General features: G+C 58.2%; 8 protein-coding genes. All 8 read right to left on the bottom strand.

Features of this window, described 5'->3' with window-relative positions; genetic code table 11:
- Window positions 1–50: 50 nt before the first annotated feature.
- The 8 genes from yegQ to HB631_RS04435 all read right to left on the bottom strand — a co-directional run bounded on the left by yegQ (window position 51) and on the right by HB631_RS04435 (window position 13,177).
- Complete coding sequence (gene yegQ / locus HB631_RS04470) at window positions 51–1,454, bottom strand: tRNA 5-hydroxyuridine modification protein YegQ (RefSeq protein WP_213989940.1); 1,404 nt, start codon at window positions 1,452–1,454, stop codon at window positions 51–53.
- Window positions 1,455–1,726: 272 nt separating this feature from the next.
- A complete protein-coding gene (locus HB631_RS04465) occupies window positions 1,727–2,065 on the bottom strand; it encodes a YegP family protein (protein WP_213989939.1) in 339 nt (112 codons plus the stop codon).
- Window positions 2,066–2,153: 88 nt separating this feature from the next.
- Window positions 2,154–2,864, bottom strand: coding sequence for a two-component system response regulator BaeR (baeR, locus tag HB631_RS04460; protein WP_213989938.1), 711 nt, complete (start codon window positions 2,862–2,864; stop codon window positions 2,154–2,156).
- The gene (gene baeS, locus HB631_RS04455; RefSeq protein ID WP_213989937.1) at window positions 2,861–4,246 is read right to left on the bottom strand and encodes a two-component system sensor histidine kinase BaeS; all 1,386 of its coding nucleotides are present in this window, start codon (window positions 4,244–4,246) and stop codon (window positions 2,861–2,863) included. The genes baeR and baeS overlap by 4 nt, the downstream gene beginning before the upstream one ends.
- A gap of 10 nt (window positions 4,247–4,256) precedes the next feature.
- Window positions 4,257–5,711, bottom strand: coding sequence for a multidrug transporter subunit MdtD (gene mdtD, locus HB631_RS04450; RefSeq protein WP_213989936.1), 1,455 nt, complete (start codon window positions 5,709–5,711; stop codon window positions 4,257–4,259).
- 7 nt (window positions 5,712–5,718) lie between these two features.
- Window positions 5,719–8,799: a multidrug efflux RND transporter permease subunit MdtC gene (gene mdtC, locus HB631_RS04445; protein WP_213989935.1), complete on the bottom strand. Its 3,081-nt coding sequence runs from the start codon at window positions 8,797–8,799 to the stop codon at window positions 5,719–5,721.
- Window positions 8,796–11,912, bottom strand: a complete 3,117-nt coding sequence (locus HB631_RS04440; protein WP_213989934.1) for an MdtB/MuxB family multidrug efflux RND transporter permease subunit — start codon at window positions 11,910–11,912, stop codon at window positions 8,796–8,798. The genes mdtC and HB631_RS04440 overlap by 4 nt, the downstream gene beginning before the upstream one ends.
- Window positions 11,912–13,177 carry an MdtA/MuxA family multidrug efflux RND transporter periplasmic adaptor subunit gene (locus tag HB631_RS04435; RefSeq protein ID WP_213989933.1) on the bottom strand — a complete coding sequence of 422 codons (1,266 nt, stop codon included), beginning with the start codon at window positions 13,175–13,177 and terminating at the stop codon, window positions 11,912–11,914. The genes HB631_RS04440 and HB631_RS04435 overlap by 1 nt, the downstream gene beginning before the upstream one ends.
- Between the last annotated feature and the right edge of the window lie 83 nt (window positions 13,178–13,260).

Raw genomic sequence — 13,260 nt, 5'->3', positions numbered from 1 at the left:
TCAGCAAGCGCATGATACGCGTTGCGGCCAAAGCGTATTGTGACCCAATTCTAACTTCCGGATATTTCATGACTCTGGCGCGGCCGGGCAGCGGTCTTGCCATGAGGATCGCGGGTGGTGGTGCCGTCCAGGTTGCGCAGTAATAATGCATAACCGATATCCAGGGCTTCCGGTACCGGTAAATAGACGGTATGGCCGTTGCCGGGAGCGACCTGAACGGGGTTCCCTTTAATATCGATAATCTGTTCGAGGGTAAAGGTGATATTGCCTTGAGGTGTCATCAGTTCGACGCTGTCCCCCAGTGAGAATTTATTTTTTACCGCCACTTCCGCCAGGCCGTCTCGGCGGTGACCGGTAAATTCTCCCACGAACTGCTGGGTGTCGGATACCGAATAGCCGTAATCATAATTCTGTTGATCTTCATGGACATGGCGGCGGAGAAAACCTTCGGTATAGCCGCGATGCGCCAAGCCTTCAAGGGTGCGCAGCAGCGTCGGATCAAAAGGTTTGCCCGCCGCGGCATCATCAATCGCCCGGCGGTAGACCTGGGCGGTACGGGCGCAGTAATAAAAGGATTTGGTGCGGCCCTCGATCTTCAGCGAATGCACGCCCATCGCCGTCAGGCGTTCCACATGGGCAATGGCCCGCAGATCTTTCGAGTTCATGATGTAGGTGCCGTGCTCATCCTCGAAGGCGGTCATATACTCCCCGGGACGCTGTTTTTCTTCCAGCATGAAGACCTTGTCGGTGGGGGCGCCGATACCCAGCGTCGGCTCGACGGTGGTAACCTGGATGGGTTCATACTGATGGACAATATTCCCGATATCGTCTTCCTTGCCTTCCCGAACGTTATATTCCCAGCGACAGGCGTTGGTGCAGGCGCCCTGGTTCGGATCCCGTTTGTTAATATATCCCGAGAGCAGGCAGCGGCCGGAATAGGCCATGCACAGCGCGCCGTGGACAAACACTTCCAGTTCGATATCCGGTACCTGCCGTCGTATTTCGTCGATTTCTTCCAGGGACAATTCACGGGAAAGAATCACCCGGGACAAACCGGCCTGCCGCCAGAATTTTACCGTCGCCCAGTTTACCGCGTTGGCCTGCACCGACAGATGAATCGGTATCGCAGGAAAAGCCTGGCGTGCCATCATGATAAGGCCGGGATCGGACATGATCAACGCATCGGGTCCCATCTCCACTACCGGCTGCAGGTCGCGGATAAAGGTTTTCAGTTTGGCGTTATGGGGCGCGATATTGACCACGACATAAAATTTCTTCCCCTGGCTGTGGGCCTCACCGATGCCGATGTCCAGGTTCTCGTGGTTAAATTCATTATTGCGCACCCGCAGGCTGTAACGCGGCTGGCCGGCATAAACGGCGTCGGCGCCGTAAGCGAACGCGTAGCGCATATTTTTCAATGAGCCGGCGGGGGACAGGAGTTCCGGAATAAACATGTTCAATCTCGTCTGATGTCAAGTCAGTTTGCCCGGCCCCCGGTCAAATACCGGGAGCCTATGGGAAGGACGCGATTTTAGACCCGGACGGGGGAAAAATCAGCAAAAAAAGCAAACCAATCGCCGACAGCTAAAACCCGCAGGGAATGTGTCGGCGTTTTATTGTCAGGACAGGAGACAGACAGAGGAAAAGACCTTTATCGCCGGTGTCACGGATGGCGCCGGCGAAGCTATTATCAGAACGTCAAATGCTCTCAGAACGTCGTATGTCTTCAGGACGTCAAATCCATGATTTCTTCCGTGGCGGCGCATTCCATGGCCGCCTTAATCCCTCGGCGAGCATCGGATTCGCTGCTGTAAGGGCCGCTTAATCCGAGAATTTGTTCATTTTTACCCCGCAAAATGAAATAGGGGTGCTCGTCAGTACTCTGCTTCAACTCATAGTTGTGTTCGTCCGGAGCATTATAACGGGCGAAGGTGATGGCATTCTCCGCTGACGCTTTACTGCAAAACGTTTCGCTGGCAAGAATGATTTCACCATCTCTTCCTTTTAGTTTGAAAAGATAATGTCCGTTCCTTATTTTTTGCAGCTCATAATGCACTGTAGCCATAGCGGGCCTCCTTTTAAACCGCTTGATCGCACTTGCGCTCATTGATCAGTATAGAAGATGCCTGCCGATGTCACCGTGGCTGAATCGGTTAAATTAATTCACAGGGCTCGGCTTCCCACCGGTATCCCATGCCGTAGACCGCCCGTATGAAAGGGACGTCCTCCGTCAGGCTTTCCAGCTTGCGGCGCAAGTTTTTGATATGACTGTCGATGGTGCGATCGGTGACCACGCGATAATCGTCATAAAGCTGGTTGAGCAGGGTCTCCCGCGAAAAGACCTTACCCGGTTCACTGGCCAGGATTTTCAGCAGCCGGAATTCCGCCGGGGTTAAATCCAGCGGCATGGACCGGTAACTGGCTTTGAACCTGTTTTCATCTATCAGCAGCGGGCTGGGGGTGGGTAATGCGGCAATCGGGCGGTAGCTGCGGCGGATAATGGCTTTGACCCGGGCCACCACTTCCCGCGGGCTATAGGGTTTGCAGATATAATCGTCCGCGCCGATCTCAAGACCCAGCAAACGATCGATTTCTTCGGTTTTGGCGGTCATCATGACAATGGGCACATCGGAAAAGTGCCGGATATCGCGGCACAGGGACAAACCGTCGCGGCCGGGCAGCATCAGATCCAGCAGAATCAGCGCCGGCGGAGATTGATGAAGATACTCCACCACCTTATCACCGCGGGTCAGCCACTGGGTTTGAAAATCCGCCGCCTGCAGATAATCCACCAACAGTTGTCCCAGTTTGGGCTCGTCTTCCACAATCAGTATGGTCAACGGTAAGGCGTCATGTTCAGTCATAAGATCCTGGCAGCTCTGGAATCCAAGGGTAATACTACCGCGATTTGCAAACCGCCTAAAGTTGAATGTGCGGCGGTCAGATTGCCGCCGTGGGCTTCGACGATATTCTGGCAGATGGGCAGTCCCAGGCCGGAACCGCCGCTGGAGCGATTGCGTGAACCTTCGGCGCGATAGAAACGCTCGAAAATCTGCGATAGCTGCGATTCCGCCACCCCCGGCGCGCTGTCTTGCCAACGCAGGGTCAGAGACTCTCCCTGAATAAGGCCGCTGACCACCAGCCGTCCCGGCGGGTCGGTATAACGCAGGCTGTTTTCCAACAGGTTATGGAACAGCTGGGTCAAGCGGTCCGGATCGCCGAATATCAAGGCCTGTTCGGGCAGCGACAGCGAAATGTCCAGCCCCTTGAGGCTAAACCGTTCCCGACAGGCCGCCACGGCTATCTGCAGAAGATGTATTACGTCGACCCGGCTTTTGCGGTAGGCCAGCGCCCCCGAATCCGACAGCGACAATTGATGTAAATCGTCCACCAGCTTGGTCAGGATTAAGACTTCCCCCTGCAACGAGGACAGGGAGTCGGCGGTAGGTTTTCTGACGCCGTCTTGCAGCGCTTCCAGTTCGCCGCGCAATATCGCCAGCGGGGTGCGTAATTCATGGGAGATGTCGGCCATGAATTCCCGCCGCATGGCGTCATTTTTTTCCAATGATACCGCCAGCTGATTAAAGTCACTGGCCAATCGCCCCAGTTCATCCTGGGAATCGGCCATGACGCGGGCGGAAAAGTTACCGGCGGCCAGTTGATGGGTGCCTTTTACCAGCCGTTTGACCGGCGCCAGCAGGCCGCGGGCGGTGAGCCAGGCCACCGCCGCCGCCAGCAGGCCGGCCAGGGCGACAATCAGCCAGCTGGTGCGCTGCTGTTGCTGATCGAAACTGATATCCGCCTCCCGCGTCAGCCGTTCCACCGGGGTCGACATCACCCAACCCACTACCTCGTCGTTAACGGTAATAGGCAGGCGCGGCCCTTCGTCGGGCAAGGGCCCGTCCGGACCCACCAGTTTATGCATTTCGCCGTCCACCACCCAAATTTGAGTGCGCAGACCGTGGGGAGGATAATTTCTTCCTTCATCGGGATTTTGTTCAAAAGATCGCAGCAACTGGTATACGAACCGTTCATTGTTGCGCAGGAAGCCCCAATTGCCATGTAGTTGATATTGCTCGGTCAGGGCATTGTCCAACAGCGCAATCCGCTGGCTGTTGGTGCGTTTTATGTAATCGATAAAACCCCGTTCGAAACTCAGCCTTACGCCCCAATGCATAGTGATGACCACCAGCATGCAGGTGGCGAAAATGGCAAGGAACAATTTTGCGGTAACGCCGAATTTCATGATGGCCTCGTTAGCTTTTGTCTTCCTGTTCCGTCAGTACGGCATTTTTCACGGTATCGGGCGGTACCCTGAGAAAGACCAGCGCCGGCAGGGCGATAACCACCGCCATACAGAGATAAGTGGCGATAAACACCCCATGCATATTGGCGGGGCTGGACGATGGGGCGTGTGAAGCGACAAACAGGCCGAGCAGAATCCCCGCGGTGGTCACCCCCAGGCTCATGGACAGCTGCATTACCATGGACAATAAACTGTTGCCGCCGCTGGCCAGGGTGTCCGGCAAATCTTTCAACGTTAAGGTATTCATCGACGTAAAACGCATGGCGTTAACCACGCCCTGGAAAAACAACACCACCGGTATGGCGTAAATCCAGCCCATCAGCGCCACCAGCGGAAAAACCAGGTTGATGGCCGCCAGCGCCAGCGTCGCCCCGGTCAGTACCGCGCGGTAACCGAAGCGGTTAACGATCTGCACGATCATGCGTTTGGTTCCCATGCTGCCTATCACCATGGGGATCATCATCAGCCCGGCATGAAACGGGGCGAAACCCACGCCCAACTGCAAAAACAGCGGCGTCATGAACGGCAGCATCCCGCTTCCGATCCGCCCCAGCAGGCTGCCCAACAGGCCGAGGGAGAAGGTAGGCGTTTCAAACAGTTTGAGATTGAACAGGGCGTCCTCGTTGCGCCGGGCATGCAGCCAGTAACCCAGCAGCGCCAGAACACCCACTCCCGCCAGCAGAGCAATATACAGGGGACCGAGATCCAGGCTGCGGCTCCCCCCCAGGGCCAGCGTCAAGGTAGCCATGCCCACCGCCAGCAGCGCAAAGCCGAAAAAATCAAAGCTGCGGGTCTGCATGGTGTAATTGGGCATCAGCAGCCAGGTTATCACCGCGCCGACGGCGCCTACCGGTAAATTGATCAAAAAAATCCAGTGCCAACTGGCATATTCCACCAAAAAGCCGCCCAGGGCCGGTCCCAGCAGCGGGCCGACCTGTCCGGGCATGGTAACAAAGGCCATCGCCGCCATATATTGTGAACGGGGTACGATTTTCATCACCGTCAGACGGCCAACGGGCACCATCATCGCACCGCCGATGCCCTGTATCACGCGCGATATTTCCAGTTCATACAGGGTGGAGGAGCGGGCGCATAACAGCGACCCCAGGGTAAACAGCAAAATCGCGCTGAAAAAGACCTTTTTGACGCCGAAACGATCCGCCAGCCAGCCGCTGGCCGGCAGCATCATGGCCACCGTCAGCACATAAGAGACGATAACCGAATGCATATGCAGGGGATTTTCATGCAGGCTTTTAGCCATGGAGGGCAGGGCGGTATTAACGATGGTGGTGTCCAGCGTTTGCATAAAAAAGCCGAAGGCGACTGTCCAAAGTTGCCAGTGTACCGACGCGGAAGGGCGGGGCTCGGCGGTCGCTACGTGGTGTTGGAAAGGATGCCATCTCATGCGATCGTTACTCTTCTGTGGGGGTTAAAAAAGGTGGAGCGGTACGGCGCTTGATCCGTAACTTATCGAAAAACAGGTAAATGACCGGCGTGGTATACAGCGTCATCAGCTGGCTGACGATCAATCCGCCGACAATGGTAATGCCCAGGGGTTCACGCAGCTCGGCGCCGTCGCCCCGGCTCAGGACCAGCGGCAGCGCGCCGAACAATGCGGCCAGCGTGGTCATGATGATCGGACGAAAACGCAGCTGGCAGGCCTGAAAAATGGCGTCCTGGGCGCTGATGCCGCTTTGCCGCTGGGCGGTAAGGGCGAAATCCACCATCATGATGGCGTTCTTTTTCACGATGCCTATCAGCAGCAGGATCCCTATCAGGGCGATTAAGCTGAACGGTGCGTTAAACAGTTCCAGGGCAAGCAGTGCGCCGATCCCCGCCGACGGCAGCGTCGACAGGATGGTCAGCGGATGGATATAACTTTCATACAGGATGCCGAGCACGATATACACCGTGGCCACCGCCGCCAGAATCAGCAGCAGCTGGGTTTGCTGGCTTTGCTCGTAAGCCTGGGCGGTACCGGCAAAACTGCCGCGGACGCTGGCGGGTACCCCCAACTGCGTCATGGTCCGCTCGATGGCCGCCGTCGCATCAGATAACGCCACGCTGTCCGGCAGATTGAACGCAATGGTGGATGCGGCGGACAGCCCCTGATGATTCACCGCCAGCGGCGCATTGGCCGGCTGCCAATGGGCGAAGGACGACAGGGGAATCGGTTGCCCCGCGCTGTTATTGAGAAACATGTGTTCCAATGTGCTCGGATCCTGGGTATAGGGCGAGGCGACTTCCATCACCACCTTGTATTGATTCAGCGGCTGATAAATGGTGGAGATCTGCCGCTGCCCGAACGCGTTGTTCAGGAGGTTATTCACATCGGACACCGACAGTCCCAGCCGTGCCAGCACATCGCGGTCGTATATCAAATCCAGTTCCGACCCTTTATCCTGTTGATCGGAGCTCACATCCGCCAACTGCGGCAGCGCCATCAGCGCCGCACGGACCTTCGGTTCCCATTCGCGCAAATCCGCAATATTGTCCGCCAGTAAACTGTATTGATAGCTGGCGTTGGCCTGGCGTCCGCCGACCCGGACATCCTGCACCGCCATAAGAAACAGGCTGGCGCCGGGTTCTTTCGCCAGCTTGAGCCGCAGGCGGTCGATAACCTGTTGCGCGCTGTCCCGGCGTTCGGCCAGCGGTTTCAGTGAGATATACATAGAACCGCTGTTGGTGCGCGAGCCGCCGGTATAACCGGTGACATTGTCCACCGCCGGATCCTCCCGGACGATGCCCATGAAATCCTGCAGCTTACCGCGCATGGCCTGAAACGAAATGCTTTGGTCCGCCTGGATAAAACCTAACACCCGCCCGGTGTCCTGCTCCGGCAAAAAGGTTTTTGGAATGGCGATATACAGCCAGATATTTAGGCCCAGGGTGGCGATAAACAGCAGCAATACCCAGCGCGCATGGGTCAGGACCCATTGCAACGAACGGGCATAGCGCAACTGCAGGCCTTGCAGCACGGCGGCGAAACTATAGCGCCGGGCGGGGGCGGGGGGCTGATTGCGCAACAGCCGGGCGCACAGCATCGGTGTCAGGGTCAGGGAGACCACCAGGGAAATCGCGATGGCCACGGACAAGGTCACGGCGAATTCCCGAAACAGCCGGCCCGGCAAGCCGCCCATCAATAACAGGGGAATAAACACCGCTATCAGCGACAGGCTCATGGACAACACGGTGAAACCCACTTCCCGCACCCCCAGCAGGGCCGCCGACAGGGGTTTGATGCCGTTCTCCACGTGGCGGGCGATATTCTCCACCACCACAATGGCATCATCCACCACAAAACCGGTGGCGATGGTCAGCGCCATCAGCGAGATGTTATTCAGACTGAAGCCGCACAGGTACATGGCGGCGAAGGTGCCGATTAACGACACCGGCACCGCCAGCGCCGGTATCAGCGTGGCGCGCCAGGAGCGCAGGAACAGCAATACCACCAGAATCACCAGCGCCACCGCTATCACCAGAGATTGTTCCACCTCCGCCAGGGACGCGCGAATGGTGGGGGATCTGTCCTGGGCGACGGCCAGATCGATACCGGCGGGTATGGAGGCGCGCAGCGCGGGCAGGGCATCCCGGATGGTTTTCACCGTCGAGATGATGTTGGCATCCGGTGAACGCTGGATGGCAATCAATATCGCCGGCTTGGCATCGGCCATGCCGGCGTTGCGCACGTCCTGCACCGAATCCTTCACCTGCGCCACATCCTGTAACCGCACCGCGCCGTTATTGCCGTAATGCACGATAAGCGGCTGATATTCTTTGGCGGTATGCAGGGCATCATTGGTGCGGATTTGCCAGCGGGACTGCCGGTCTTCCACCACGCCCTGGGGAAGGCGGACATTGGCCAGGCTGATGGCGTCGCGCACCTGATCAAGGGTCACCCCCTGGTTGAACAGCGCCAGAGGGTTCAGCTCCACCCGCACCGCCGGCAGCGAGCCGCCGCCCACCGTGACATCACCGACGCCCTCCATTTGCGAGATGTTCTGCGCCAGCTCGGTGGAGGCGATATCATACAGTTGGCCCTGGCTATAGGTATCCGAGGTCAGGGTCAGGATCATGATGGGGGCGTCGGAGGGATTGACCTTACGGTACTGCGGCCGGTTGGGCATCCCGCTGGGCAACAGATTCTGCGCCGCGTTGATGGCCGCCTGCACGTCCCGGGCGGCGCCGTTGATATCACGATCCAAATCGAACTGCAGGATAACGTGCGTCGTGCCCAGGGTGCTGTTTGAGGTCATTTCATTCACCCCGGCCACATGGCCCAGCGCCCGTTCCAGCGGCGTGGCCACCGAGGAGGCCATGGTGTCGGGGTCGGCCCCGGGCAGCGAGGCCGATACCACTATCACCGGGAAATCCACCTGCGGCAGCGGCGCCACCGGCAATAACCGAAAGCCCAGCACCCCGCACAACGTGATGGCCAGCATCAGCAATAACGTGGCCACCGGGCGGTAGATGAACAGGGCTAAAAATTTCATACCGACTCCGGCGTTTCGACCACCGGACGGTGGTTACGGGACAGGCGATCGAACAGCAGATAAATCACCGGCGTGGTAAACAGCGTGAGGATCTGGCTGACCACCAGGCCCCCCACCATGCAAATCCCCAGCGGGCGGCGCAGCTCGGCGCCGACGCCGGTGCTGAACATCAACGGCAAGGCGCCGAACAGCGCCGCCAGGGTGGTCATCAGAATCGGCCGGAAACGCAGCAAACTGGCCTGATAAATGGCATCGTAAGGCAGCATGCCCTTCTCGCGTTCGGCGGCCAGCGCGAAGTCTATCATCATGATGGCGTTCTTTTTGACGATACCTATCAGCAGGATAATGCCGATGATGGCGATGACGTCCAATTCGTGTCCGGAGATAATCAACGCCAGCAGCGCCCCCACCCCGGCGGTGGGGAGGGTGGAGAGAATGGTGACCGGGTGGATAAAGCTTTCATACAATACGCCCAGCACGATATACACCGCCACGATCGCCGCCACAATCAGCCAGACGGTGCTGTTCAGCGCTGCCTGGAACGCCATGGTGCTGCCCTGGAAGCGGGTATTGATGGTGGCGGGAAGCTGTAGCGACTGCTCCGCCTGCTTGATGGCGGTTACCGCTTCTCCCAGGGAGTAGCCCGGCGCCAGGTTAAACGAGACGGTGGCGGCGGGGAACTGCTCCAGATGATTTATCGACAGCGGCCCCAGGCGCTGCTGTACGCTGGTAATGGCGCTCAGGGGCACGATGTTGTTATCGCTGCCTTTCAGGCGGATATCGTTCAGCGCCGCCAAGCCGGGACTGGCGTCGGTATCATGTTGCAGCACCACCCGGTACTGGTTGGCCTGGGTATAAATCGTCGAGATCAAGCGCTGGCCGAACGCGTTATATAAGGCATTGTCCACATCGGTCATGCTGATGCCCAGGCGGCTGGCGCTGTCGCGATCGACCTTGATATAGGCTTCCAGGCCCCGGTCCTGTAAATCGCTGCCCACATCCCGCAGTTGCGGCAGGGCCTGCAAGCGTTCCAGCAGCCGCGGCATCCATTTACCCAGATCCGCCAGGGACATGGACTGGAGGGTAAACTGATACTGGGTATAACTGAGCTGGGTATCGATGGTGAGATCCTGTACCGGCTGCAAATAGAGCCGTATACCGGTTAAACCGTCGGCGGCCCGTTGCAGCCTGGCAATCACCACATCGATACGATCCGCCCGTTGGTCCAGCGGCTTAAGATTGATCTGCAGCCGGCCGCTGTTCAGCGTGGCGTTGGTGCCGTCCACGCCGATCAGGGAAGAGACGCTTTCAACCGCCGGGTCGCGCATAATGGTGGATACCACCTCCTGCTGGCGCTGGGCCATGTTGCTGAACGACACGCTCTGCGCGGCCTGGACCGTTCCCTGGATGACGCCGTTGTCTTGGGTGGGGAAGAATCCTTTCGGGATAAACAGATAGAGCAAAATCGTCAGTGCCAGCATGCTCAGGGCCACCATCAACGTCTGCCAGGGGTGGCGGAGCACTTTTTCCAGCCAGCGGCCGTAGCCGGCCACCAGACGTTCAAACAGACGCTCGCAGGCGCGGGTAAGGCGATTTTGCTTACGCAGCGATTCGTAGCTCAGCATACGCGCGCACATCATCGGCGTGAGGGTCAGCGATACCACGGCGGAAATCAGTATGGCGATGGCCAATGTGACGGCGAACTCCCGAAACAGCCGTCCGACGATGTCACCCATGAACAGCAGGGGGATCAGTACCGCGATCAGGGAAACGGTTAATGAAATGATGGTAAAACCGATTTCTCCGGCGCCTTTCAACGCCGCCGCAAGGGGCTTTTCCCCCTGTTCGATATAGCGGGAGATATTTTCAATCACCACAATGGCGTCATCCACCACAAACCCGGTGGCGATGGTCAGGGCCATCAGCGTCAGGTTATTGATGGAAAAGCCCAGCATATACATCGCCGCAAAGGTTCCCACCAGGGAGAGCGGCACCGCCACCGCCGGGATAACCGTTGCCGCGGCGTTGCGCAGGAACAGGTAGATCACCATCACCACCAGGGCAATGGACAGCAGCAGTTCAAACTGTACGTCGCTCACCGACGCGCGGATATTCACGGTGCGATCCGCCAGCAGCGACACGGTAACGGATTTGGGCAGGCTGGCGGTGAGGGCCGGCAATAAAGCGCGGATATTGTCGGCGGTGGTAATAACATTGGCGCCGGGCTGACGCTGGATATTCATCACGATCGCCGGCTGGCGATTGGCCCAGGCCCCCAGGTAAACGTTTTCCGCACCTTGTTCGATGGTGGCCACATCCCCCAGCCTGACCGGGGCGCCGTTCTGCCAGCTGATAATCAACCGGCGGTAATCATCGGCGGATTTCATCTGGTCGTTGGCAGACAGGGTCACCGATCGCTCGGGTCCGTCCAGGCTGCCCTTGGGGGTATTGACATTGGCGGCGGAAATAGCGGTGCGCACCGTTTCACTGTCCAGTCCATAAGCCGCCAGCGCCTGGGCGTTCAGTTTTACCCGTACCGCGGGACGCTGCCCGCCGGAAATCGACACCAGGCCCACGCCGGTGACCTGTGAAATCTTTTGCGCCACCCGGGTTTCCACCATGTCTTCCACCTGGATCATCGACATGGAGGTGGAGGTGACCGCCAGGGTCATGATCGGCGGGTCGGCCGGGTTAACCTTGCTGTATATCGGCGGATTGGGCAAATCGGACGGCAGTAGGTTGGTGGCGTTATTGATTGCCGCCTGCACTTCCTGTTCGGCCACGTCCAGTGGCAACGACAGCTGGAATTGCAGGACAATAACCGACGCGCCGCCGGAACTTTGGGACGACATCTGCTGTAATCCCGACATTTGGCCGAACTGGCGTTCCAGCGGCGCGGTGATGGCCGAGGTCACCACATCCGGACTGGCGCCGGGGTACAATGTCACCACCTGAATGGTGGGATAATCCACTTCCGGCAGCGCTGATACCGGCAGCGCCCGATAACCGATGATACCGGCCAGCAGGATGGCGATCATCAACAGCGTAGTGGCCACCGGCCTTAGGATAAACAGCCGCGAGGGGCCGCCGTTGTGGCTGGGCAAGACCTCCATCAGGGTTTTTCTCCCTGGCGTTTCGGCTTATCGGCAGGGGCCGTTTGGGTCGTGACCGGGGTGACCACTTCCACCTTGGCTCCTTCGGTCAGGCGGTCGATACCGTCGGTAACGACCCGCTGTCCCGCCTCCAGCCCGGCGGTAATCACCACCTGTTGGCTGTCTTCCATACCGGTGGTGACGCGGTGCTGGCTGACCTGATTATCATCATTCAAGACCCAGACGAAATGCCCGTCATTGTTCATTTGCACGGCGGCGGAGGGTATCACCACCGCATTTTGCAGGGTATCCACTTTCATCCGGATATTAACGAATTGGTTGGGAAACAGGCTGTCGTCGGTATTGGCAAAACGCGCTTTAAGCTTTACCGTGCCGGTGGTGACATCAATCTGATTATCCAGGCTCAGTAATTTACCGTCGGTGAGTTTTTGCTTATTGGTGCGATCCCAGGCTTCCACCGGCAGTGGAGTACCGGTTTTTTGACCTTTGATAACCGTGGGGATATCGCTTTCCGGCAAGGTGAACAGGACGTCGATGGGCCGGGTCTGGGTCATTATCACGATACCGGTGGTATCGGTGCTGGTAATATAGTTACCCACGTCCACCTGGCGCAAACCCACCTGCCCGTCGATGGGCGCGGTAATACGGCTGTAAGCCAACTGCAGCTCGGCGCTGGCCATCGCCCCTTGATCCATCTGAATCTGTCCTGCATATTCATTCACCGTGGATTGCTGGGTATCTAGCTGTTGGCGAGAAACCATATTGGTTTTCACCAGGTTCTGATAGCGGATCAAATCCTGTTGCGCGTTAACAAGGGTGGCCTTGTCTTTCGCCAACTGTCCCTTGGCCTGCTGCAACGCCACTTCGAACGGGCGGGGGTCAATCTCGGCCAGCAAGGCTCCGGCCTTCACCCACTGCCCTTCGTCAAAATGCAGCGCCATGAGCTGGCCGTCCACCCGGCTGCGGACGGTCACGGTTGCGGCGGCGGTGACCGTGCCCAGGCCGGAAAGATAATAGGGCACCGATTTTTGTTGCGCCTGCCCCGCCTGCACCGGCGGCAGGGCCTGCTGTTGTCGACGCCCGCCGCCGGAACGGGCACCCAGCTGGGCGGAGTGCTGCCGTTCGCCGCCATGGTGGCGTCCGCCGGCCATCGTTGCCGATAGAGACGGCTGATGGAAATGACGCCAGACAACCACGGCGCCAATGACAATAATCAATAGCACTAATGTTAAGCCAAGTAAGCGTCCGATGCGTTTACCCTTCATTGATATCATTACCTTTAAGTCACGCGTGCAGGGCACAAGGATCGCATGTCCCCGCGAAAAGGGAAATTCTTATAGTTATTTTA

It is taken from the genome of Sodalis sp. dw_96, assembly GCF_018449575.1.
Classification (GTDB): domain Bacteria; phylum Pseudomonadota; class Gammaproteobacteria; order Enterobacterales; family Enterobacteriaceae; genus Acerihabitans.
The sequence above is the reverse complement of the archived record's forward strand: the minus strand, read 5'-3'. Positions and strand labels throughout refer to the sequence as shown.

Coding starts and splice junctions, on each gene's coding strand:
- yegQ (WP_213989940.1), bottom strand. CDS start 1,454: ATGTTTATTCCGGAACTCCTGTCCCCCGCCGGCTCATTGAAAAATATG.
- HB631_RS04465 (WP_213989939.1), bottom strand. CDS start 2,065: ATGGCTACAGTGCATTATGAGCTGCAAAAAATAAGGAACGGACATTAT.
- baeR (WP_213989938.1), bottom strand. CDS start 2,864: ATGACTGAACATGACGCCTTACCGTTGACCATACTGATTGTGGAAGAC.
- baeS (WP_213989937.1), bottom strand. CDS start 4,246: ATGAAATTCGGCGTTACCGCAAAATTGTTCCTTGCCATTTTCGCCACC.
- mdtD (WP_213989936.1), bottom strand. CDS start 5,711: ATGAGATGGCATCCTTTCCAACACCACGTAGCGACCGCCGAGCCCCGC.
- mdtC (WP_213989935.1), bottom strand. CDS start 8,799: ATGAAATTTTTAGCCCTGTTCATCTACCGCCCGGTGGCCACGTTATTG.
- HB631_RS04440 (WP_213989934.1), bottom strand. CDS start 11,912: ATGGAGGTCTTGCCCAGCCACAACGGCGGCCCCTCGCGGCTGTTTATC.
- HB631_RS04435 (WP_213989933.1), bottom strand. CDS start 13,177: ATGAAGGGTAAACGCATCGGACGCTTACTTGGCTTAACATTAGTGCTA.